Genomic DNA, 21,178 nt, shown 5'->3' with positions numbered 1-21,178 from the left:
CATGCGCATCCTCATCGTCAATCCGAACACCACGGCCTCCATGACCGACAAGGCCGCGACCGCCGCGCGTGCGGTGGCGGCATCCGGTACGGAGATCATCGCCGCCACCTCGCGCATGGGGCCGGTTTCCATCGAGGGACATTACGACGGGGCCTTAGCGATCCCCGGTCTGCTCTCCGAACTCAAGGAGCGACAGGCGGCGGGTTATGACGCGGCCGTTATCGCCTGCTTCGACGATACCGGACTCGAAGCGGCGCGAACCTTCGCCGATGTGCCGATCCTCGGGCTCTGCGAATCTGCGGTGGTGACGGCGGGCTTTCTGGCGCAGCGCTTCACCGTGGTGACGACGCTGGAGCGGTCGCGGGTGCTGATCGACAATCTGTTGCGCCGCTACGGCATGGGCGACCGCGCCAAGGTGCGTGCCTCCGACATCCCGGTGCTGGAGCTGGAAGATCCGGCCTCGGGCGCGATCGGCAAGCTCAGAGCCGAAATCGAGCGGGCGCTTTTGGAAGACGGCGCCGAGGCGATCGTGCTCGGCTGCGCCGGCATGACCGATCTGGCGCGTGAGCTGCAGGAGATCTACGGCGTGCCTGTCGTCGATGGCGTTGCCGCCGCCGTCAAGCAGGCCGAAGCGCTGTTGTCGCTCGGACTTTCCACCAGCAAGCGCGGCTCCTACGCGTCGCCGCTGCCGAAACCTTTTGCCGGGGCGATGAGCGGTTTCTCGCCGGTCCTCAAGGTCGGCTGAACCGATGTCCGTCTCTTTCGATTTCAAGCAGCTCACCGAGCGCCAACGCTACAAGCTGATGATCGGCACGATCATCCCGCGGCCGATCGCGCTGGTGACGACGGTCGACGAGAATGGCCGGATCAACGCCGCACCCTTCAGTTTCTTCAACTGCCTTTCGGCCGATCCGCCGATCCTTGCGATCGGGGTCGAGAACAATGCCGACATGTCGTTCAAGGACACCGGCCATAATATCCGCATGACCGAGGTGTTCACGGTCAATATCGTCTCCTTGGCCATCGCCGAGGCGATGCATGTCTGCGGCGCCAAATATCCGCGCGGCGTCGACGAGCTGAAGGAAGCCGGCCTGACGGCGATGCCGGGCGAAAAGGTCGCCTCGCCCTTCATCGCCGAGGCGCCGGCCGCTTTCGAATGCCGGCGGCATGTGACGCTGGAGCTCGGCCGCTCACGGCAGATCGTCATGGGCGAGATCGTCTATGCGCATTACCGCGACGGGGTCGTCGATCCGGAAAGGCTGCATGTCGATCCGGCTGCGGTCGATGCGATTGCGCGGCTCGGCGGCGATACCTGTGCCACCATCCGCGACCGTTTCGAGATGCTGACGCCGAAGCTTTGACACAGAGCATTTCCGTTTGCGCAGTTTTGCTGGAATTACTCCAGGGATAGGTCCAAGTTTTTGCTTTACTTTTTTGTTCCTCGCGAGAATGGTCGGCTACGGATCATCGCGGCAGAGGAGCGCTTTACCCATGATAATCGAGGACGATCTCAGCCGGATCGCGGAGCAGGAGAAAGTGCTGAGCTTCGACGCTTTCGACCTGACGACGGCATGGCAGCTCGGCAAACTCCTGCAGGAACTCGCCACCGAGCGCGGCCTCGGCATCGCGATCGACGTGACCCTGCATTCGATGCCGGTCTTCTATGCGGCACTGCCGGGTGTAACGCCTGATAACGTCAACTGGGTCCGGCGCAAGCGCAATATGGTGCTGCGTTATTTCCGCAGCAGCTATGCCTGCGGCCTGAAGCTTCAGAAGGATGGCAAGACGGTCGAGGATAACGGGCTTTCCGGCGCCGACTATGCGCCGCATGGCGGTAGTTTCCCGATTAACGTCAAGGGTACCGGCTGCATCGGCGCGGTCACCGTCTCGGGACTGCCGCAGCGTGACGACCACAATCTCGCGGTCGAGGCGCTGGCGCTGATGCTCGCCAAGGATCTGGATACGCTGCGGCTCGCCCCGACGCTTTGAAGAGGCCTCTCCCGCCGTAATTTTGACAGAAAAAAGCCATGAAAACTGCAAAATCGCGTCGCCGCTCCGGTGACGCGGACTTGTCCTGCGGCTAGGATGCGGCATCGCCCTCCTTCATCCTACCCGGGACGCCATGATCCGTTTGTTTCTTGCGCTTGCCGTCACCATCGGCTTCGGCCTTTTCCTTGTCTCCTGCAATACGCTGTCCAAGGAGGAATGCGTCGCCGCCGACTGGCGGGTAATCGGCGAGAGCGACGGGGCGGCGGGCTACGAGCCGCAACAGCGCTTCGCCGCACATGCGAAATCCTGCGAGCGGATCAAGATCGTGCCCGATCAGACAATCTGGTTTCAGGGATATCAAACGGGGCTGGTGCGCTACTGCACGCCACTCAGCGGGCTTGCGCGCGGCCAGGCGGGCAGCGGCTACGCCAATGTCTGCCCGCCGGAGACCGCGCCCGGTTTCCTGCGCGGCTTCGGCCTCGGCAGGAAGCAGCACGAGCTGCAGTCACGCCTTAGCTCGATGCAGAACGATTATAGTTCGAAGGAGACTGATATCGACGATCTTTCCGACAAGCTGCGGGATGCCAAGGATGGCGACCGCACGGAACTTCGCCGGCGGATCGAGGATCTGGAAGACGACATGCACGACATCCGCCGCGATCAGCGCGACGTGCAGGACGAACTCGACCGTATCAGCAGTGACGTCGGATGGTTCCAGCTGAACCCGAACGCCGAACTGCCGGCGCCGGGTTACTGATCCCCGACCTCAGAGCTTCCCGCCGGCCTCGGCGATGCCCTTTGTCAGGCTGCCCGTTGCCGGGAAAAGCGGAATGAGGCAGGCCTGCAGGGCGTGATAGATATCGCCTTTGCCGGGGAAGAGCGAGTGGGAGGGAACGAGATGTTCCGTCAGCTCCTCGTGCCAGCCGCCGTTCTTGTGATCGATGAAGGCGCGCTCGAGCACGTTCCAGATCTTGCGGTAGCTCTCCTCATGGAAATCGCTGGGCAGGTGCTCGTTGAGGAAATGTGCGGCAGCCGCACCTTCGCAGGCTGGCCACCAGAGCTTGTTGCGCTTGGCGGGCTTGTCGTCCCAATCGAGCGTATAGAAGAAGCCGCCCTTGTCGTTGTCCCAACCGAGCGCCATGGATTGGGCGAACAGCGCCTTGGCCGCATCCGGCATCCATTCGATCCGTTTGCCGCCGAGCGCCCAGAGCTGCAGGATGAGGCGGGCCCATTCCAGCCAGTGGCCGGGCGTCGTGCCGGCCGGGCGGAACATTTCGTTCGGATGATAGTAAGTCTTGTCGAGGTTCCATTCGGCGTCGAAATGCTCGGCAACGCGCCAGTCCACCGAACCGGCGGCGCGGCGGATGACGAGATCGGCGATGCTTTCGGCCTTGGTCAGGTATTCCCTGTCGCCGGTGGCTTCGAAGGCGGCCATCAGTGCTTCGGTCAGGTGCATGTTGGAGTTCTGGCCGCGATAGGCGCCGCCGTCGAGCGGCTGCCAGTCGGCGGTGAATTCCTCGGCGATGGCGCCGTGCTTCGCTTCCCAGAACTTCGTGTTGAGGATCTTGGTGATATCGGCGAGCATGCCGTCGGCAAGCGGATGGCCGATGGTCTTTGCCGCTGAGGCGGCGAGCAGCACGAAAGCATGGCCATAGCCCTGCTTGTCGGAATCGACGGGACCGTCATTGTTGAGCGACCAGAAATAGCCGCCGTTTTTCCGGTCGCGATGATGGTTCCAGATATAGTCCATGCCGTGGTCGACGACGTCGGAGGCTCCGGGGCGCCCGAGCAGCGCACCGATCGAGAAGCAATGCACCGCGCGCGCCGCGATATGGATGCCGCGAACCTGGCCCTCGGCGTCGAGAGGCCTACCTTCGTCGTCGAGATCGTAAAAGCCGCCCTTGGGATTGACCGAATTGTGCTGGAAGAAATCGAAGAGACCGTTCGCTTGGGTCAGCAGCCAGCCGCGGTGATAGGCGCGGGTCGTCCAGTTTCCAAGCACGGCGTTGCCGGTTGCGGGTGCCATGATGCTCCTCCGATTTCGTGCACAAAGCGTTGTAAACGCCTATATAGGGGTCGGACGAGTCTGTCATCCGGCTATCGCATTGGCCCGCAAAGCGGGATCGTTCTTCGGAGGCACGATGCGTCGATTCAAAACTATTACAACGTCCTTTGCGCGTCTGAAAAGACGCGCGGCGCTGTAGGCTTACAAAGCACGAAATTGACAGGCATATATTGACATAAAGATATCTTTATGTGATTTGGACTGTCTGGTCTTACGACGTCAAGGAGCCTTCCCGTGTTTGATAATCTCTTTGGTCCGGAAACGGGCAAACGTGACGGCAGTGAAGTTTTCGCAGCTTTGAGACAAGCCGCGAGCGAGCGCATCCTTGTTCTCGACGGCGCCATGGGCACGCAGATCCAGGGTCTCGGCTATGACGAAGACCAGTTTCGCGGGACGCGCTTCATCGGCTGCGCCTGTCACCAGAAGGGCAATAACGACCTTCTGATCCTGACCCAGCCGGACGCGATCGAAGAGATCCATTACAGATACGCCAAGGCCGGCGCCGATATTCTCGAGACCAACACCTTCTCTTCGACCCGCATCGCGCAGGCCGATTACGAGATGGAAGGTGCCGTCTATGACCTCAACAAGGAAGGTGCGGAGATCGTGCGCCGGGCGGCACAGCGCGCCGAGCGCGAGGATGGCCGCCGCCGTTTCGTTGCCGGCGCCATCGGGCCGACCAACCGCACCGCCTCGATCTCGCCCGATGTCAACAACCCCGGTTTCCGCGCCGTCACCTTCGACGATCTGCGTTCCGCCTATGGCGAGCAGATCGACGGTCTAATCGACGGCGGCGCCGACATCATCCTGATCGAGACGATCTTCGACACGCTGAACGCCAAGGCTGCGATCTTCGCCTGTGAGGAGCGCTTCGAGGCCAAGGGCGTGCGCCTGCCGGTGATGATCTCGGGCACGATCACCGATCTTTCCGGCCGCACGCTGTCTGGTCAGACGCCGTCGGCCTTCTGGAATTCGGTGCGCCATGCCAATCCCTTCACGATCGGCCTCAACTGCGCGCTCGGCGCCAATGCGATGCGCCCGCATCTGCAGGAGCTTTCGGGTGTTGCCGACACCTTCATCTGCGCCTATCCGAATGCCGGCCTGCCAAACGAATTCGGCCAGTATGACGAAACGCCGGAACTGATGGCGGCGCAGATCGACGGCTTCGCTCGCGAGGGCCTCGTCAATATCGTCGGCGGCTGCTGCGGCTCGACGCCGGAGCACATCAAGGCGATCGCCGAGACCGTTGCGAAATACAAGCCGCGGCCGATTCCGGAGCATCGCCCCTTCATGTCGCTGTCGGGCCTCGAACCTTTCGAACTGACCAAGGACATCCCCTTCGTCAATGTCGGCGAGCGCACCAACGTCACCGGCTCGGCCCGCTTCCGCAAGCTGATCACCAACGGCGATTTCACCGCAGCGCTCGATGTCGCCCGCGACCAGGTCGAGAACGGCGCCCAGGTGATCGACATCAATATGGACGAAGGGCTGATCGATTCCGAAAAGGCGATGGTCGAGTTCCTCAACCTGATCGCCGCCGAGCCTGACATCGCCCGTGTGCCGGTCATGATCGACTCGTCGAAATTCTCGATCATCGAATCCGGCCTGAGGCGCGTCCAGGGCAAGCCGATCGTCAATTCGATCTCGCTGAAGGAAGGCGAGGAGAATTTCCTCGCCCAGGCGCGGCTGCTGCACAATTACGGCGCTGCCGTTGTCGTCATGGCCTTCGATGAGACGGGGCAGGCGGACAGCTACCAGCGCAAGGTGGATATCTGCACGCGCGCTTACAAGCTGCTGACCGAAAAGATCGGCTACCCGCCCGAGGACATCATCTTCGACCCGAACATCTTCGCTGTCGCGACCGGCATCGAGGAGCATAATAACTACGGCGTCGACTTCATCGAGGCGACGCGGACGATCCGCGAGCGCATGCCGCTGGTGCATATTTCGGGCGGTGTTTCGAACCTGTCCTTCTCGTTCCGCGGCAACGAGCCGGTGCGCGAGGCGATGCACGCCGTGTTCCTCTACCATGCCATCCAGGCGGGTATGGACATGGGCATCGTCAATGCCGGCCAGCTTGCTGTCTACGACAACATCGATCCCGAACTGCGCGAAGCCTGTGAGGACGTGGTGCTGAACCGCCGTCCCGACGGAACCGAGCGGCTGCTCGAAGTGGCGGAGAAATTCCGTGGCGGCGCGGCACGCGAAGGCCGCGTCCAGGATCTTTCCTGGCGCGAATGGAGCGTCGAGAAGCGCCTCGAGCATGCGCTGGTCAACGGCATCACCGAATATATCGAGGCCGATACCGAGGAGGCGCGCCAGCAGGCCGCTCGGCCGCTGCACGTCATCGAAGGGCCGCTGATGGCCGGCATGAACGTCGTCGGTGACCTGTTCGGCTCGGGCAAGATGTTCCTGCCGCAGGTGGTCAAGTCGGCGCGCGTGATGAAGCAGGCGGTGGCCGTGCTGCTGCCCTACATGGAAGAGGAAAAGCGTCTCAATGGCGGCGAGGAACGCCGGTCGGCCGGCAAGATCCTGATGGCGACGGTCAAGGGCGACGTGCACGATATCGGCAAGAACATCGTCGGCGTCGTGCTTGCCTGCAACAATTACGAGATCGTCGACCTCGGCGTCATGGTGCCGGCGACGAAGATCCTCGAAACGGCCATTGCAGAGAAGGTCGATGTCATCGGCCTCTCCGGCTTGATCACGCCGTCACTCGACGAAATGGTGCATGTCGCCGCCGAGATGGAGCGCCAGGGCTTCGAGATCCCGCTTTTGATCGGTGGGGCAACGACCAGCCGCGTGCACACGGCCGTGAAGATCCATCCCGGCTACAACAAGGGGCAGACGGTCTACGTCACCGATGCGAGCCGCGCCGTCGGCGTCGTCTCCGCACTGCTGTCGCCGGAAACGCGCCAGAGCTATGTCGACGATATCCGCACTGAATATGCCAAGGTGGCGGCCGCCCATGCGCGCAGCGAGGCCGAGAAGGTGCGCCTGCCGTTGCCCCGGGCTCGCGAGAATGCCCACAAGATCGACTGGTCTGCCTACCAGCCGGTGAAGCCGCAGTTCTTCGGCACGCAGGTGTTCGAGGATTACGATCTGGCTGAGCTTGCCAAATACATCGACTGGACGCCGTTCTTCCAGACCTGGGAGCTGCGCGGCCGGTACCCGGCCATTCTCGACGACGAGAAGCAGGGCGAGGCGGCGCGCGCGCTCTGGGCCGATGCGCAGGCGATGCTGAAGAAGATCATCGATGAGAAGTGGTTCCGCCCGCGCGCCGTCATCGGCTTCTGGCCGGCCGGCGCGGTCGGCGACGATATCCGGCTGTTCACGGACGAGAGCCGCAAACACGAGCTTGAGACCTTCTATACGCTGCGCCAGCAGCTTTCGAAGCGGGACGGGCGGCCGAACGTGGCACTCTCCGACTTCGTGGCACCTGTCACAAGCGGAGTACAGGATTATGTCGGCGGCTTCGTGGTGACGGCGGGGATCGAGGAAATCGCCATCGCCGAGCGTTTCGAGCGGGCGAACGACGATTATTCGTCGATCCTCGTCAAGGCGCTGGCCGACCGCTTCGCCGAAGCTTTTGCCGAGCGCATGCACGAGCAGGTGCGACGCGAATACTGGGGCTATGCCAAGGACGAGACGCTCAGCAAGGAGGATCTCATCACCGAAGCCTATGCCGGCATTCGCCCGGCGCCCGGTTATCCTGCTCAGCCCGACCACACCGAAAAGGCAACGCTGTTCAAACTGCTAGACGCCGAAAAAGCAGCCGGCGTGAAGCTGACGGAAAGCTATGCGATGTGGCCCGGCTCCTCGGTCTCCGGCCTCTATATCGGCCATCCCGACTCCTATTATTTCGGCGTCGCCAAGGTGGAGCGCGATCAGGTGGAAGACTATGCGGCGCGCAAGCAGATGGCGGTGTCTGAAGTCGAGCGCTGGCTCGGACCGGTGCTGAACTATGTGCCGCGCAAGACGGACGAGCAGATCGAGGACGCGGCCTGATTGCCGAGTCTTCGCGGTCGCTTAGAGCATGATGCCGAAAAGTGTGAGCGGTTTTCGGACGACATCATGCTCTAACTATATAATGTAGAACAGGATGATTTTAGGCCGACCGGCCTAAAATCATCCTGTTCTATGGCGGCGTCCTCAGAGATTGATTCAACAAATGAAAAGCCGGAAGGGGTTCACCTTCCGGCTTTATGACTTTGATGCCGCTCATAATTACCCCCATTCAGGCTATTTGAATTTGATAGCGGAATTGACGATGAGGTGGTATGCTTAGCCAAGTTAGCTAATGAGAGCGACGATGCAAGTTACCATCCATGCCGCAAAGACCAATCTGTCGAAATTGATCGACGCTGCCCTTTCCGGTGAGGAAGTGGTGATCGCCAAGGGACGCAAGCCTGTCGTGAAGATCATTCCGATTGTGCAGTCTTCCTTCAAGATCGGTCTGCTCAAGGGACAAGTTGTTGGAAATGGCCCCGACTTTTTTGAGCCCATGGATCAAGACGAGCTTGCGCCTTGGGAAGGGGGCGAGTGAACTCGCTCCTGCTCGACACCCATGCTTGGGCATGGTCGCTGATCGGCGATGAGCGGCTCTCGGCCAAGGCAATTGCTCTGATCGAAAAAGCGGAGACGATTTTCGTCAGCCCAATATCGCTATTTGAAATCGGGCAGAAGGTTGATCTCGGCAAATGGCCGGAGATGGAGCCTTTCATTGGCCGGTTGCCGGAACTGCTGCATGAACAGGGTGGCATTGCCGCGGCATTGACACCGGAAATCTGTCTGACCGCAGCCATGATGGACTGGACACATCGCGATCCGTTCGACCGGTTTCTTGCCGCGACCGCCATGCAGAATGGGATACCGCTTATCTCCCCCGATGCGATCTTCGATGATCTTGTCGGAAATCAGCTCTGGATCGCCCGCCTCTGGTAGGTCTTACGTCACTGCAATCGTCAGTTCCGCGACAAAATCATAGGCATCGCCGCGATAGAGCGAGCGGGTGAATTCGACGGCGCGGCCAGAGCCCAGGTAGGAGATACGCTCGATCGACAGGCCAGCCGCGCCGACCGAGACGCCGAGAAGCTGGGCGTCGGCCTCCTTCATATTGGTTGCCGAGATACGCTGCACCGCGCGCACCGGGCGGACCTGGAGGCGTTCGAGCTCGGCATAGAGCGAATTGGTGACGGCTGCGGGATCGGGCAGGAACTCGCCGGAGACGCTGGCATTCTCGATCGCCAGCGGCTGGTCGTCGGCGATGCGCAGACGGGAGAGACGCGAAACCTTGACGTCGGTACCGAGGCCAAGGATCATCATCTCGTCGGGCGAGGGGGTGTGGATGCCCTTATGCAGCCATTCGGAGCGCGAGGACATGCCGCGGCGCGCCATATCCTCGGTAAAGGAGGTAAGCTGCGACAGGCGCTGCTCGACCTTGGAGACCGGCTTGGCGACGAAGGTGCCCGAACCGTGACGGCGCACCAACAGGCCGTCGGCGACGAGTTCGTCGATCGCCTTGCGCACGGTGACGCGGCTGACGGCGGCGAATTCGGCGATGTCGCGTTCCGGCGGCAGCGCATCGCCGTGACCAAGCGTGCCGGTGCGCACGGCTGTTTCGAGCGTGCGGCGCAGCTTGACGTAGAGCGGCCCCGTGCCGGCTGCCTGCAGGCGCTCCAGAGAAAGGAGGGTGGCGAGGTCATCGGTCATGCCGCACCTCTCTGGCCGTCGTTCATGAGCTTGACCGCAAGCTCCACTGCGCCCTGCAGGGCATCGCCCTTCGGTCTGGCAAGCAAAGGCTTGTAACGTTCAGAAAGCCACGGCTCATAAGCTTCGGCAAGACCGCCGAGCAGGCAGATCGACGGGCATTCGGGCCAGAGCAGTGCTTCGAGACTTTCGCCGATCGCCGTTGCCGCCTCCGTGACGATGGCGACTGCCACGGCATCGCCCTTAGCCGCATGTTCGAAGACGGTGGGGGCGTAACGGGCAAAATCCTTCGGTCTTGCCGAATGGGCGAATTCGGCGATGCGCTCGGGATCGTTGCCGTATTCGGTCATGACCGCGTCGGTGATCGGCGATGCCGGGCGCACCCCGTCATGGGCGAGCAGCGATCGTTCCAGGAGATCGCGGCCCAGACGGGCACCGCTTGCCTGGTCGCCGACAACGAAACCCCAGCCGCCGATGCCGTTCAGACGGCCATCCCTACGGGCATTGTAGACCGAGCCTGTGCCGAAGGCGCCGACGATGCCGTCGGCATCGCCCAGCGCGCCCTGCAGGGCGATCAGCGCATCGGTGACAACGCGGCCTTCGGCAAAGGGCAGGGCCTTTTCGATTCGCCTGCCGTAATCGCCGACATTGGCGCCGGCGACGCCGACGACGGCTGCGACGGAGGAAACTGTTTCAGCGGCAAGCCCGGCATCGCCGAGCGCCTGCCGGGCGGATTCGATGATGTTGAGAAGAGAATTTTCCAGATCCGACAAAATGTTGGCAGGGCCGGCTTTGCCGCGGCCGATGACATTGCCGTTCCTGTCCGTGACTGCGGCCCGGCAGCTCGTTCCGCCGCCGTCTATGCCGATTGCAAGCTCCGTCATCGGGCCTCCGAATGTGCCGTTCGCCATCGTTTTCAATACAATACCAAAAAAATACCATTTACCAAGTGGGAATGATGGGGAAAATCCATATTTTTATCATGTTGATATCACTTAATAAAATTTTTAAATCGATTTTATCTGGCCAAAAAGTTAAATTCGGCTGGACAATTGGTATTTTTTTGGCCTTAATTCGGTAACAAGGGAACAGCACTTCGAGGCCCACGAAAATCGGCAGTTAAGCCGAGCCGGAACCGCTTCGAGGATGATCAAGAGAACGACCTGCCGGCCCGTCAAGCTGGTGGCGAGGTTCAGGCATCCATCGGCTTTCCCCCATCATTTCGCCGCTCCCGGTGTAGCCGGGAAGGCGCGCAGTTCGGCCGCAGGCGTCCGCCTTCGTGTCCGTCGAGCTTTCGGGATCGGCATTGCTGACGGTCCTCCAAGGGGCGTTGGGTGTTGCCTCAGACACACCAATTGCTTGTTTCAGATCGAAAACAGCGCCTAGCGGCGCTTAAAACAGGAGAGGGAAATGAAAAACACTGCTCTGAAAAGCTTGCTGCTTGCCTCCAGTCTGCTGACTTCAGCGGGGCTCGTCCATGCAGCCGACGTCACGCTGACGGTCGAAAGCTGGCGTAACGACGACCTGCAGATCTGGCAGGAAAAGATCATCCCGGCCTTCGAAGCGAAGAACCCGGGCATCAAGGTCGTCTTCTCGCCGACCGCGCCGACCGAATACAACGCCTCGCTGAACGCCAAGCTCGATGCCGGCTCCGCAGGCGATATCATCACCTGCCGTCCGTTCGATGCCTCGCTCGAACTCTTCAACAAGAAGCAGCTCGTTGACATCACGAGCCTGCCTGGCATGGAGAACTTCTCGCCGGTCGCCAAGGCCGCCTGGAGCACCGACGACGGCAAGTCGACCTTCTGCGTGCCGATGGCATCGGTCATCCACGGCTTCATCTACAACAAGGATGCCTTCGACAAGCTCGGCATCTCGGTGCCGAAGACCCAGGACGAATTCTACGCAGCGCTTGACAAGATCAAGGCCGACGGCACCTACATCCCGCTCGCCATGGGTACGAAGGATCTCTGGGAAGCCGCCACCATGGGCTACCAGAACATCGGCCCCAACTACTGGAAGGGCGAAGAGGGGCGCAAGGCTCTGATCGAAGGAAAGCAGAAGCTGACGGATCCCGAATGGGTCAAGCCCTTTGAAGAGCTTGCCAAGTGGAAGCCCTATCTCGGCGACGGCTTTGAAGCCCAGACCTACTCCGATAGCCAGAACCTGTTCACGCTCGGTCGTGCAGCGATCTATCCGGCCGGTTCATGGGAAATCGCGCTGTTCAACAGCCAGGCTCAGTTCAAGATGGGTGCTTTCCCGCCACCGGTTCCAAAGGCAGGTGACACGGGCTACATCTCCGACCACCCGGATATCGGTGTCGCCCTGAACGCGAAGAGTACCCATGCCGAAGAAGCCAAGAAGTTCCTCAGCTGGGTCGCTTCGCCGGAGTTCGCCGATATCTACGCCAACTCGCTGCCGGGCTTCTTCAGCCTGAACTCCACCGCGGTCAAGATGTCCGATCCGCTTGCTCAGGAATTCGTTTCCTGGCGCGGCCCGTACAAGTCGACGGTGCGCTCGACCTACCAGATCCTGTCACGCGGCACGCCGAACCTTGAAAATGAGACCTGGGTCGAATCGGCCAACGTGATCAACGGCACGGATACGCCTGCGGTTGCTGCCGAAAAGCTCCAGAAAGGCCTCGACAGCTGGTACAAGCCGGCCAAGTGATGTGATCAGGGGCGGCGTTTGCAGCCCCTCATCCGGCCTGCCGGCCACCTTCTCCCCGCTGGCGGGGAGAAGGAGACTCGCAGCGACCTCCCAGCCCGATATCGTTTCTCAGCAGGGGCGTTTCCTCTCTTTCCAGGTGGCAGAGAGTTAGGGTGAGGCGCAATCGTTTCCACCTGTGCTGCGCCTTGCGGCCAGTCGACAAGAACAGGCAAAAGCCATGAGCGAAACCGACAACGCGGTCGATATCGTCCCGATCAGGCGCCCGGTGCGCTGGCACATCTTCGTCTTCATGCTGCCGGCCTTGATCGTCTATTCCGCCGTCATGGTTTTGCCGCTCATCGAAACGCTCAGGCTTTCGCTCTACAATACGGTCGATGGGCAGCCGGCCTTCGTCGGACTGGCGAATTTCAAGGTGCTGTTCGGCGATGCGCGCTGGGCGCGCGATTTCTGGAATGCGCTGGTCAACAACCTGATCTTCTTTGCCATCCACATGTGCGTGCAGAACCCGATCGGCGTGGCGCTTGCCGCCCTGCTTTCGGTGCCGAAGCTGCGCGGCGTTGCCTTCTACCGCACGGCGATGTTCCTGCCGACGCTACTCTCCTTCGTCATCGTCGGCTTCATCTGGAAGCTCATCCTTTCGCCGATCTGGGGTGTAGCTCCCTGGCTGATGAGCCTTGTCGGCATGAAGTGGGCCTTCGCACCCTGGCTCGGGCAATCCGGTCCTGCGCTGATCGCCGTGTCGCTGATCTCGAACTGGCAATATATCGGCATTCCGATGATGCTGATCTATGCCGCATTGCTCAGCATCCCCGAAGAGGTGATCGAGGCGGCGGAATGCGACGGCATCACCGGTTGGGCCCAGTTCTGGAAAATCAAGCTGCCGCTCATCCTGCCGGCGATCGGCATCATCTCGATCCTGACCTTCGTCGGCAATTTCAACGCCTTCGACCTGATCTATACCGTGCAGGGGGCGCTCGCCGGACCTGACATGTCGACCGATATTCTCGGCACGCTGCTTTACCGCACCTTTTTCGGTTTCCAGCTTCAGCTCGGCGACCGCTCGATGGGTGCGACGATCGCCACGGTGATGTTCCTCATTATTCTCGCCGGCGTCTCGCTTTATCTCTTCGTCATCCAGCGGCGCATGCGTCGCTACCAGTTCTGAGGAGCGCGCATGTCCAAGGCACGCACATCTCCCATCCGCACCGGCCTCGTGCATCTGGCGCTCAGCGCCTATACGCTGGTCGCGCTGTTTCCTGTTTTCCTGACCATCGTCAATTCGTTCAAGGATCGTGCCTCGATCTTCCGCGAGCCGCTGATGATCCCGACGCCGTCGACCTTCAGCCTCGTCGGCTATCAGACGGTGCTTGGGCAGGGCGATTTCGCCACCTATTTCCAGAACAGCTTCATCGTCACGATCGTTTCGATCCTGCTGGTGCTGCTGTTCGGCGCCATGGCGGCCTTTGCGCTCTCTGAGTATCGCTTCCGCGGCAATATGCTGCTCGGCCTTTACATGGCGATCGGCATCATGATCCCGATCCGTCTCGGCACGGTGGCGATCCTGCAGGGCATGGTGGCGGCCGGCTTCGTCAATACGCTGACGGCGCTGATCCTCGTCTATACCGCGCAGGGCATACCGCTGGCGATCTTCATCCTGTCGGAATTCATGCGCACGGTTTCGGACGACCTGAAGAATGCCGGGCGTATCGACGGGCTTTCAGAATATGCGATCTTCTTCCGCCTGGTGCTGCCGCTGGTGCGCCCGGCCATGGCGACGGTCGCCGTCTTCACCATGATCCCGATCTGGAACGATCTCTGGTTCCCGCTGATCCTCGCACCTTCCGAGGCCACCAAGACGGTGACGCTTGGCTCGCAGATCTTCATCGGCCAGTTCGTCACCAACTGGAACGCGGTGCTGGCGGCGCTGTCGCTGGCGATCCTGCCGATCCTCGTCCTCTACGTCATCTTCTCGCGGCAACTGATCCGCGGCATCACGTCAGGAGCCGTCAAGTGAGCCAATCCGAAAAGCCGATCCGCGTCCTCGTTGCCGGCCTCGGCAACATGGGCCGCAGCCATGCGCTTGCCTACCACAACAATCCAGGTTTTGAGATCGTCGGTCTCGTCAACCGCTCGACGCCGCAATTGGAGCCCGAGCTGCAGGGCTATACGATCCATCCCGATTTCACGACGGCGCTCGCCGAGCTGAAACCGGACCTCTGCTCGATCAATACCTATTCCGACAGCCATGCTGATTATGCGGTCGCCGCTTTCGAGGCTGGCTGTGATGTCTTCGTTGAAAAACCGCTGGCAACCACGGTCGCCGACGCCGAGCGCGTCGTCGCCGCAGCGGGGAAGGCCGGGCGCAAGCTGGTGATCGGTTATATCCTTCGCCATCACCCTTCCTGGATGAAGCTGATCGAGGAGGCGCGCAAGCTCGGCCCGCCTTACGTCTTCCGCATGAACCTCAACCAGCAGTCCAGCGGCCCGACCTGGGCGACGCATAAGTCACTGATGCGCACCACCTCGCCGATCGTCGATTGCGGCGTGCATTACGTCGACGTCATGTGCCAGATCACCGACGCAAGGGCTGTCGAGGTGCGCGGCATGGGGCTGCGCATGTCGGAAGAGATCGCCGCCAACATGTATAATTACGGTCACCTGCAGGTGCTGTTCGAGGATGGTTCCGTCGGCTGGTACGAGGCCGGCTGGGGGCCGATGATCTCGGAAACCGCCTTCTTCGTGAAAGATGTGATGTCGCCAAAAGGCGCGGTGTCGATCGTCATGGATCCGAACGCCAAGTCCGACGATATCGACACGCACACCAAGACCTCGGTGATCCGTCTGCACACGGCCGAGACAGGCTCGGACGGCAAGTTCATCCGACCCGATCAGGACATGACGATGGAAGGTGAGCCCGGTCATCAGGCGCTCTGCGACCTGGAACAGGCCTTCATGCTGAGGGCGATCCGCGAGGATCTAGACCTAGGCCGCCATATGGCGGATGCGGTAGCGTCGCTGCGCATCTGCCTTGCCGCCGACGAGAGCGTGCGTACCGGCCAGCCGGTCAGATTATAAGGAAAGACCTGTGGGATCGCTTCAACTCAAATCCATCCGCAAGACCTATGGCACGCATGAGGTGCTGAAAGGCATCGACCTCGAGGTCAAGGACGGCGAATTCGTCATCTTCGTCGGGCCGTCGGGCTGCGGGAAATCGACGCTGTTGCGCAGCATTGCAGGCCTCGAAGACGTCACGTCGGGTGCCGTCGTCATCAATGGCCGCGATGAGACGCTGACGCCACCGGCCAAGCGCGGAATCGCCATGGTGTTTCAGTCCTACGCGCTCTATCCGCATCTGACGGTCAAGGACAATATGGGGCTTGGCCTCAAGCAGGCCGGCACCGCCAAGGACGAGATCGACAAGCGTGTCAGCAAGGCATCCGGCATGCTTTCGCTGGAACCCTATCTGGCGCGACGGCCGGCCGAACTCTCCGGCGGTCAGCGCCAGCGCGTCGCCATCGGCCGTGCCATCGTGCGCGAACCGGAACTCTTTCTTTTCGACGAGCCGTTGTCGAACCTCGATGCGGCGCTGCGCGTCCAGACCCGCCTCGAAATCGCCCGACTGCACCGCAGCCTGAAGGCGACGATGATCTATGTCACCCACGACCAGGTCGAGGCGATGACGCTTGCCGACAAGATCGTCGTTTTGAATGCCGGGGCGATCGAGCAGATCGGTTCGCCGATGGAACTCTACAAACGACCGGCCAATGTCTTCGTCGCCGGCTTCATCGGCTCGCCGCAGATGAATTTCATCGCGGCCGAGAAAGTCGGCGATCACAGTGCCAAGACGATCGGCGTGCGTCCCGAACATATGACGCTGTCGCGCGAGCAGGGGACTTGGGCTGCGAAGGTCGTGCATGTCGAGCATCTCGGCGCCGACACGATCATCTATCTGGAATCCGATCAATGCGGCCTGTTGACGGCGCGTCTTTTCGGCGAGCACCAGTATGAGCCGGACGAGATCGTCTATGCAACACCGGACCAGGCGCATGTCCATCGTTTTGACGTCGACGACCAGGCGATCCGCTAAGCGCATGACAGAACGAAAAAGCCCCGCCAGCCAGCCTGGAGGGGCTTTTTCGTTCCCGCCGCCCGCGGTTCGATCAGCCGAGCACGGGCCGCATGAAGCTGCGTTCATAGCTGACGATGATGCGGTTGCGTTTGTCGAGTTCGAAAGCGGCCTGACATTCCGGATCGTTTGCCATGCGTGTGCGATAGTCCTCGTAGGCGGCAAGGCTCGGGAAGGAAAACAATGCAACGGCAATATTGTTGGCGCCTTCGGACGGCAGGAAATAGCCGTGATGGGTGCCGCCCATCCTGTTGACGATCGGAATCCAGAGCCGGGCATATTCCTCGAATTCGGCAAGCTTGTAGGGGTCGATCATATAACGCAGGTGGCAGGTAATCATTGACATATCCCATCGCGTAAAATGCCGGACAGAGGGCTACCGGGCTCATTTGGTTTGCTCAACTTCTGGCACTGACCTTGGAGAGTTCAAGCGCTTTGCGGTGATGGCTGCATCACGATTGCTGACAAGTCGGCCGGCCTGAAATGAAAAAGGCGCCGTTTCGCGCGCCTTTTGCCTGAGCAGTATTGGCGAAATCAGTCGCGGATGATGAGCAGGTCGGCTGCCATGAATCGCAGCGTCACCGTTTCGCCGGCCTGCGGCGGGGTGGTGCCGGGGCTGTTGAACATGTCGAAGGAGATGACGTTACCGCCGACATTCATGCGGGTGCGGATGACCGACCCCAGGAAGTGGGCCGAAACGACCTGGCCGGTCAGCGCCGTGTCGCTCTTGATGTCGGAGAGCGAGCCCGCTTCCGGGCGTAGCGCCAGCGAGATGGTTTCTCCGGCCTTGTGGGCAGCGACCGACTGCTTCAGCGTTATACCCTGATCGCCGATCTGGATGCGGTTGGTATCGGGATCGACGACCTTGGCCTCGATGAGGTTCAGCGTGCCGACGAAGGAGGCGACGAAGCGCGTTGCCGGCGTATTGTAGATCTCGAAAGGCGAACCGATCTGGTCGGCCTTGCCGGCATTCATGACGACGATGCGGTCGGAAATCGACAGGGCTTCTTCCTGATCATGGGTGACGAAGACCGTGGTGATGCCGAGCTGCTGCTGGATCTGGCGGATTTCCTCGCGCAGCGACACGCGGATCTTGGCGTCGAGTGCGGAGAGCGGCTCGTCGAGCAGCAACACCTGCGGCTTGACGGCAAGCGCACGGGCAAGGGCTACTCGCTGCTGCTGGCCACCCGACAGTTGATAGGGGAAGCGGTCGGCCAGGTGATCGAGCTTGATCAGGCCGAGCATTTCCTTGACGCGGGCGTCGATCTCAGGTTTTGGGGCGCCGGCGACCTTGAGACCGAAGGCGACATTGTCGTGTACCGTCATGTTGGGGAAGAGCGCGTAGGCCTGGAACACCATGCCGATATTGCGCTGGTTCGGCTTCAGCGCGCTTTGGTCCTTGCCGTTGATGGTCAGCGTGCCGCCAGTTGGCGTTTCGAAGCCGGCGATCATGCGCAGAACGGTCGTCTTGCCGCAGCCCGACGGTCCGAGGAAGGAGACGAACTCACCCTTCTCGATCGTCATGTTGAAGTTCTTGACGACCTGAACCGGGCCGAAGGATTTCTGAATGTTGGTCAGCGTGAGAAAAGACATGAGCCAGATACCTTAAGCCTTTGCCGGGCGGGCTTTGCCGACGCGGGAAACGATGTTGAGCAGGCCCATGCTGAGCCAGGTGATCGAGAAGGCGATGACGGCAAGCGCCGAAGGCTCATAGGCCTTGTTGGCGCCGACGAGCTGCAGGTAGGGACCGAAGGCCGGACGGTTCAGAAGTGCGGCAAAGGTGAATTCGCCCATGACGATCGCGAGCGTGATGAAAGCGCCTGAGAGCACGCCGCTCATGACGTTCGGGAAAATGCATTTGAACATGATGGTCGTCCATCGGGCGCCGAGGCTTTCGGCCGCTTCCGTCAGCGTGCGGACGTCGATGGCGCGCATGGCGGTATCGACGGCGCGGTACATATAGGGCAGGGACAGGGTGATATAGGAGAAGACCAGCAGGATGTTGGTGCCGGTCGTCGAACCCGTCAGCGGCAGGTAGGACGACGAATTATACATCCTGAGGTATCCGAAGACGATGACGATTGCCGGAATGACAAGCGGCAGCAGGGTGATGAATTCGACGACCGGACGCATCTGCGGCAGCCGCAGCCGCACCCAATAGGCCGTCGGCACGACGAGCAGCATGCCGAAGACGATGGTGAGCAACGCCATTAGCATGGAATAGCCGAAGGTCTCGCGGAACTGAATGTCGGAGAATACCGACTTATAAGCATCAAGGCTGTATTCGCCGCGACGCATGCGCAATGAAAACTCGATTGTGCCGATCAACGGGATGACGAAATAGGATGCACCCAGAATGACGGCGATCCAGGCTCCGAGACGCTGAGCTTTCATTTCTGCCACCGTTCTGCGCGCATGCGCAGCATGAGGTAAAGGACGTTGGAGACGCCGGTGATGACGATCATGCCGAGCGCGATGGCGTAACCGAGATTGGCATTGTGCAGAACGTCGCCGCGAATCTGCGCATAGAGCAGGATCGGCACGATGTTCAGCGAACTGCCGGTCAGCGCGAAAGCGGTGGCAATGGCGCCGAAGGCGTTGGCGAAGAGCAGCAGCGTCGTGCCGAGCAGGCTCGGCCAGAGGATCGGCAGCGCGACCATCGTCCAGTATTGGCGGTTGGTGGCGCCGAGGATCTGCGAGGCTTCGCGCCATTCCTTCTTCATGCCGTCGAGGGCCGGCGTCAGGATCAGCACCATCAGCGGAATCTGGAAATACATGTAGGTGATGGTGAGGCCGAAGAAGGACAGCAGATTAAAGCCGGTGCCGTAGAGATTGAAGCCGAACCATTCGCGCAGAAAAATCGTCACAAGCCCGGTGCGGCCGAGCGTTGCGAGAAAGGCGAAGGCAAGCGGCACGCCGGCAAAATTCGACGCGACGCCGGAGAAGGTCAGCAGCGTCGAGCGGACGGAGGCGGGCAGGCCGCCGAGCACGACGGCCCAGGCGAGGAAGAAGCCGATCAGCGCACCGCCAAGAGCCGACGCCACCGACACACGGATACTGATCGAGTAGGCGCTCATGATGGATGGGGTAAACAGATCACCGATATTCTTCAGCGTCAAATCGCCCTCGGGCGTCAGGAATGCGCCCGCCACAAGATAAAGCGTGGGGATGATCAGGAACAGCAGGGAGAAAATGATGAAGGGTGCAATGCCCAGCCAGTCGATCACGCGATCTCTGTTGATCAAGGGGGCGCTGCGCACCATAGGCGTTGAAACGGTGCTCATGGAAAAGCTCATCCTGGGGCGTCGGAGTGAGAAACCTCCCCGCCTTGCGGCGGGGAGGCAGGATCAGAGGTTACTTGACGGCGGCGCCGACGACGGAATCCCAATTCTTGGTGATCGCTTCCTTGCCGGCAGACTGTTGTTCGAGCGTCGGGAAGACAGCCTTTTCATAGGATGCAGCCGGCGGCAGCTTGTCGAGCAGTTCCTTCGGGATCTTGTTGTTCTTGGCAAGATCGTTGAAGCGGATCGGGTGGCAATAGCCCTTCAGCCAGCCGAGCTGACCTTCGTCGGAATAGAGGTATTCCATCCAGAGCTTCGCAGCGTTGGGGTGCGGAGCGAAGGCGGAGATAGCCTGGACGTAGACGCCGGCAACGACGCCTGTCTTCGGAACGACGACCTCGAAGGGAGGGTTGCCCTTCAGGCTTTCGCCCCAGGAGAGGGCGTTGTAATCCCAGGCAATGATGATCGGCGTCGAGCCCTGGGCGAACGGAGCCGCCTTGCCGACAACCGGCACGAAATTACCGCTCTTGTTCAATTCGGCGAAGAACTTCAGGCCTTCTTCGCCTGCCTTGGCCGCGTCACCGCCGGATGCGGAAAGACCAGCGGCATAAACGCCCTGGACAGCCTGGTTAGCGGCGCGCGGATCGCCCGCGAGGGCGACGCTGTTTGCGTAGTCGCTCTTCTTCAGATCGGCCCAATCGGCCGGCGATTCCTTGACGAGATCCTTGTTCACGAGGAACGAGAGAACGCCATAATAATCGCCGTACCAGTAGCCGTCGGCATCCTTGGCGGTGCCCGGGATGGAGTCCCAGGTGGAGACCTTGTAAGGTTGGATCAGGCCGTCTTTCTTGGCGGACGGGCCGAAAGAGAGGCCGACGTCGATGACGTCAGGAGCCTGCGGGCCGGTGTTGCCCTTGTTGGCCTTGATGGCTTCGACTTCGTCGCCCGAACCCGCATCCGGGTTGAGCTCGTTGACCTCGAGGCCATACTTGGCCTTGAAGCCGGCGATGACTTCGCCGTAGCCGCACCAGTCGTGCGGAAGAGCGATCGTCGTCAGGGTGCCTTCCTTCTTGGCGGCGGCGATAAGTTCAGCGCTCGGCTCGGCAGCGGCAATCGCGGTCGAAGCTACGATCATCGCAGTAGAAAGCGACAGTAGTCGAGAAATGTTAGAGATCACTGTTGTTCTCCTTCGGGTTTTCAGTGTCTGGCGATGCTGTTAATGAGATTACGTGAAGCTTGTGTGACAGTAGGATGACGTTAATTCTGCTGTGAATAGCGGAGGTTGCAGCAAATGTTTTATTTGCGACAACGCCGTCTGCTTTCGCCAAGATCCGTCAT

Annotated in this window: 20 protein-coding genes; 12 read left to right on the top strand and 8 right to left on the bottom strand. The window is 60.9% G+C overall.

Annotated elements, in window-relative coordinates; all coding sequences use genetic code 11:
- The first annotated feature begins 1 nt into the window (after position 1).
- From N1937_RS14730 to N1937_RS14715, 4 genes are all read left to right on the top strand, one after another.
- Positions 2-745: an aspartate/glutamate racemase family protein gene (locus N1937_RS14730; RefSeq protein WP_260056457.1), complete on the top strand. Its 744-nt coding sequence runs from the start codon at positions 2-4 to the stop codon at positions 743-745.
- Between the two features lie 4 nt (positions 746-749).
- Complete coding sequence (locus N1937_RS14725) at positions 750-1,361, top strand: flavin reductase family protein (RefSeq protein ID WP_017965162.1); 612 nt, start codon at positions 750-752, stop codon at positions 1,359-1,361.
- A gap of 130 nt (positions 1,362-1,491) precedes the next feature.
- Positions 1,492-1,989, top strand: a complete 498-nt coding sequence (locus N1937_RS14720) for a heme-degrading domain-containing protein (RefSeq protein ID WP_017965161.1) — start codon at positions 1,492-1,494, stop codon at positions 1,987-1,989.
- Between the two features lie 133 nt (positions 1,990-2,122).
- Positions 2,123-2,746 carry a DUF2799 domain-containing protein gene (locus N1937_RS14715; protein ID WP_260056456.1) on the top strand — a complete coding sequence of 208 codons (624 nt, stop codon included), beginning with the start codon at positions 2,123-2,125 and terminating at the stop codon, positions 2,744-2,746.
- 9 nt (positions 2,747-2,755) lie between these two features.
- On the opposite strand, the gene N1937_RS14710 is transcribed toward N1937_RS14715, so the two are convergent.
- Positions 2,756-4,015 (bottom strand): AGE family epimerase/isomerase, encoded by a 1,260-nt coding sequence (locus tag N1937_RS14710; RefSeq protein ID WP_260056455.1) that lies wholly within the window; start codon positions 4,013-4,015, stop codon positions 2,756-2,758.
- A 273-nt stretch (positions 4,016-4,288) separates the two neighbouring features.
- On the opposite strand from N1937_RS14710, the gene metH reads away from it, so the two are divergent.
- The 3 genes from metH to N1937_RS14695 all read left to right on the top strand — a co-directional run bounded on the left by metH (position 4,289) and on the right by N1937_RS14695 (position 8,998).
- The gene (gene metH / locus N1937_RS14705; protein WP_260056454.1) at positions 4,289-8,062 is read left to right on the top strand and encodes a methionine synthase; all 3,774 of its coding nucleotides are present in this window, start codon (positions 4,289-4,291) and stop codon (positions 8,060-8,062) included.
- A gap of 304 nt (positions 8,063-8,366) precedes the next feature.
- Complete coding sequence (locus N1937_RS14700; protein ID WP_017965157.1) at positions 8,367-8,600, top strand: type II toxin-antitoxin system Phd/YefM family antitoxin; 234 nt, start codon at positions 8,367-8,369, stop codon at positions 8,598-8,600.
- Positions 8,597-8,998, top strand: coding sequence for a type II toxin-antitoxin system VapC family toxin (locus N1937_RS14695; RefSeq protein WP_260056453.1), 402 nt, complete (start codon positions 8,597-8,599; stop codon positions 8,996-8,998). Before N1937_RS14700 ends, N1937_RS14695 begins: the two co-directional genes overlap by 4 nt.
- Before the next feature lie 3 nt (positions 8,999-9,001).
- On the opposite strand, the gene N1937_RS14690 is transcribed toward N1937_RS14695, so the two are convergent.
- Positions 9,002-9,766, bottom strand: a complete 765-nt coding sequence (locus N1937_RS14690) for a GntR family transcriptional regulator (RefSeq protein WP_017965155.1) — start codon at positions 9,764-9,766, stop codon at positions 9,002-9,004.
- The gene (locus N1937_RS14685) at positions 9,763-10,647 is read right to left on the bottom strand and encodes an N-acetylglucosamine kinase (RefSeq protein WP_026154238.1); all 885 of its coding nucleotides are present in this window, start codon (positions 10,645-10,647) and stop codon (positions 9,763-9,765) included. The genes N1937_RS14690 and N1937_RS14685 overlap by 4 nt, the downstream gene beginning before the upstream one ends.
- Before the next feature lie 526 nt (positions 10,648-11,173).
- Between N1937_RS14685 and N1937_RS14680 the strand changes: the two genes are divergently transcribed.
- The 5 genes from N1937_RS14680 (at position 11,174) to N1937_RS14660 (ending at position 16,520) form a co-directional block, all read left to right on the top strand.
- Positions 11,174-12,433, top strand: coding sequence for an ABC transporter substrate-binding protein (locus tag N1937_RS14680; protein ID WP_017965153.1), 1,260 nt, complete (start codon positions 11,174-11,176; stop codon positions 12,431-12,433).
- A 217-nt stretch (positions 12,434-12,650) separates the two neighbouring features.
- Positions 12,651-13,598 carry a carbohydrate ABC transporter permease gene (locus N1937_RS14675; protein WP_017965152.1) on the top strand — a complete coding sequence of 316 codons (948 nt, stop codon included), beginning with the start codon at positions 12,651-12,653 and terminating at the stop codon, positions 13,596-13,598.
- 9 nt (positions 13,599-13,607) lie between these two features.
- Complete coding sequence (locus N1937_RS14670) at positions 13,608-14,447, top strand: carbohydrate ABC transporter permease (RefSeq protein ID WP_260056452.1); 840 nt, start codon at positions 13,608-13,610, stop codon at positions 14,445-14,447.
- 47 nt (positions 14,448-14,494) lie between these two features.
- On the top strand, positions 14,495-15,508 hold the full coding sequence (locus N1937_RS14665; protein ID WP_260058962.1) for a Gfo/Idh/MocA family protein: 1,014 nt from the start codon (positions 14,495-14,497) through the stop codon (positions 15,506-15,508).
- A gap of 10 nt (positions 15,509-15,518) precedes the next feature.
- A complete protein-coding gene (locus N1937_RS14660) occupies positions 15,519-16,520 on the top strand; it encodes an ABC transporter ATP-binding protein (protein ID WP_018074097.1) in 1,002 nt (333 codons plus the stop codon).
- Between the two features lie 73 nt (positions 16,521-16,593).
- On the opposite strand, the gene N1937_RS14655 is transcribed toward N1937_RS14660, so the two are convergent.
- The 5 genes from N1937_RS14655 to N1937_RS14635 all read right to left on the bottom strand — a co-directional run bounded on the left by N1937_RS14655 (position 16,594) and on the right by N1937_RS14635 (position 21,017).
- Entirely contained in the window at positions 16,594-16,899 is a 306-nt protein-coding gene (locus tag N1937_RS14655) for an NIPSNAP family protein (protein WP_260056451.1), read from the bottom strand.
- Between the two features lie 194 nt (positions 16,900-17,093).
- Complete coding sequence (locus tag N1937_RS14650) at positions 17,094-18,152, bottom strand: ABC transporter ATP-binding protein (protein ID WP_260056450.1); 1,059 nt, start codon at positions 18,150-18,152, stop codon at positions 17,094-17,096.
- 12 nt (positions 18,153-18,164) lie between these two features.
- A complete protein-coding gene (locus N1937_RS14645; RefSeq protein ID WP_026154237.1) occupies positions 18,165-18,953 on the bottom strand; it encodes an ABC transporter permease in 789 nt (262 codons plus the stop codon).
- Positions 18,950-19,843 (bottom strand): ABC transporter permease, encoded by an 894-nt coding sequence (locus N1937_RS14640; protein WP_003561109.1) that lies wholly within the window; start codon positions 19,841-19,843, stop codon positions 18,950-18,952. The genes N1937_RS14645 and N1937_RS14640 overlap by 4 nt, the downstream gene beginning before the upstream one ends.
- Positions 19,844-19,913: 70 nt before the next feature.
- Positions 19,914-21,017, bottom strand: a complete 1,104-nt coding sequence (locus N1937_RS14635) for an ABC transporter substrate-binding protein (RefSeq protein ID WP_222291665.1) — start codon at positions 21,015-21,017, stop codon at positions 19,914-19,916.
- Positions 21,018-21,178: the final 161 nt, after the last annotated feature.

Origin of the sequence: Rhizobium sp. WSM4643, assembly GCF_025152745.1 — a bacterium.
In the GTDB taxonomy this organism is placed as follows: Bacteria; Pseudomonadota; Alphaproteobacteria; order Rhizobiales; family Rhizobiaceae; genus Rhizobium; species Rhizobium leguminosarum_I.
The sequence above is the reverse complement of the archived record's forward strand: the minus strand, read 5'-3'. Positions and strand labels throughout refer to the sequence as shown.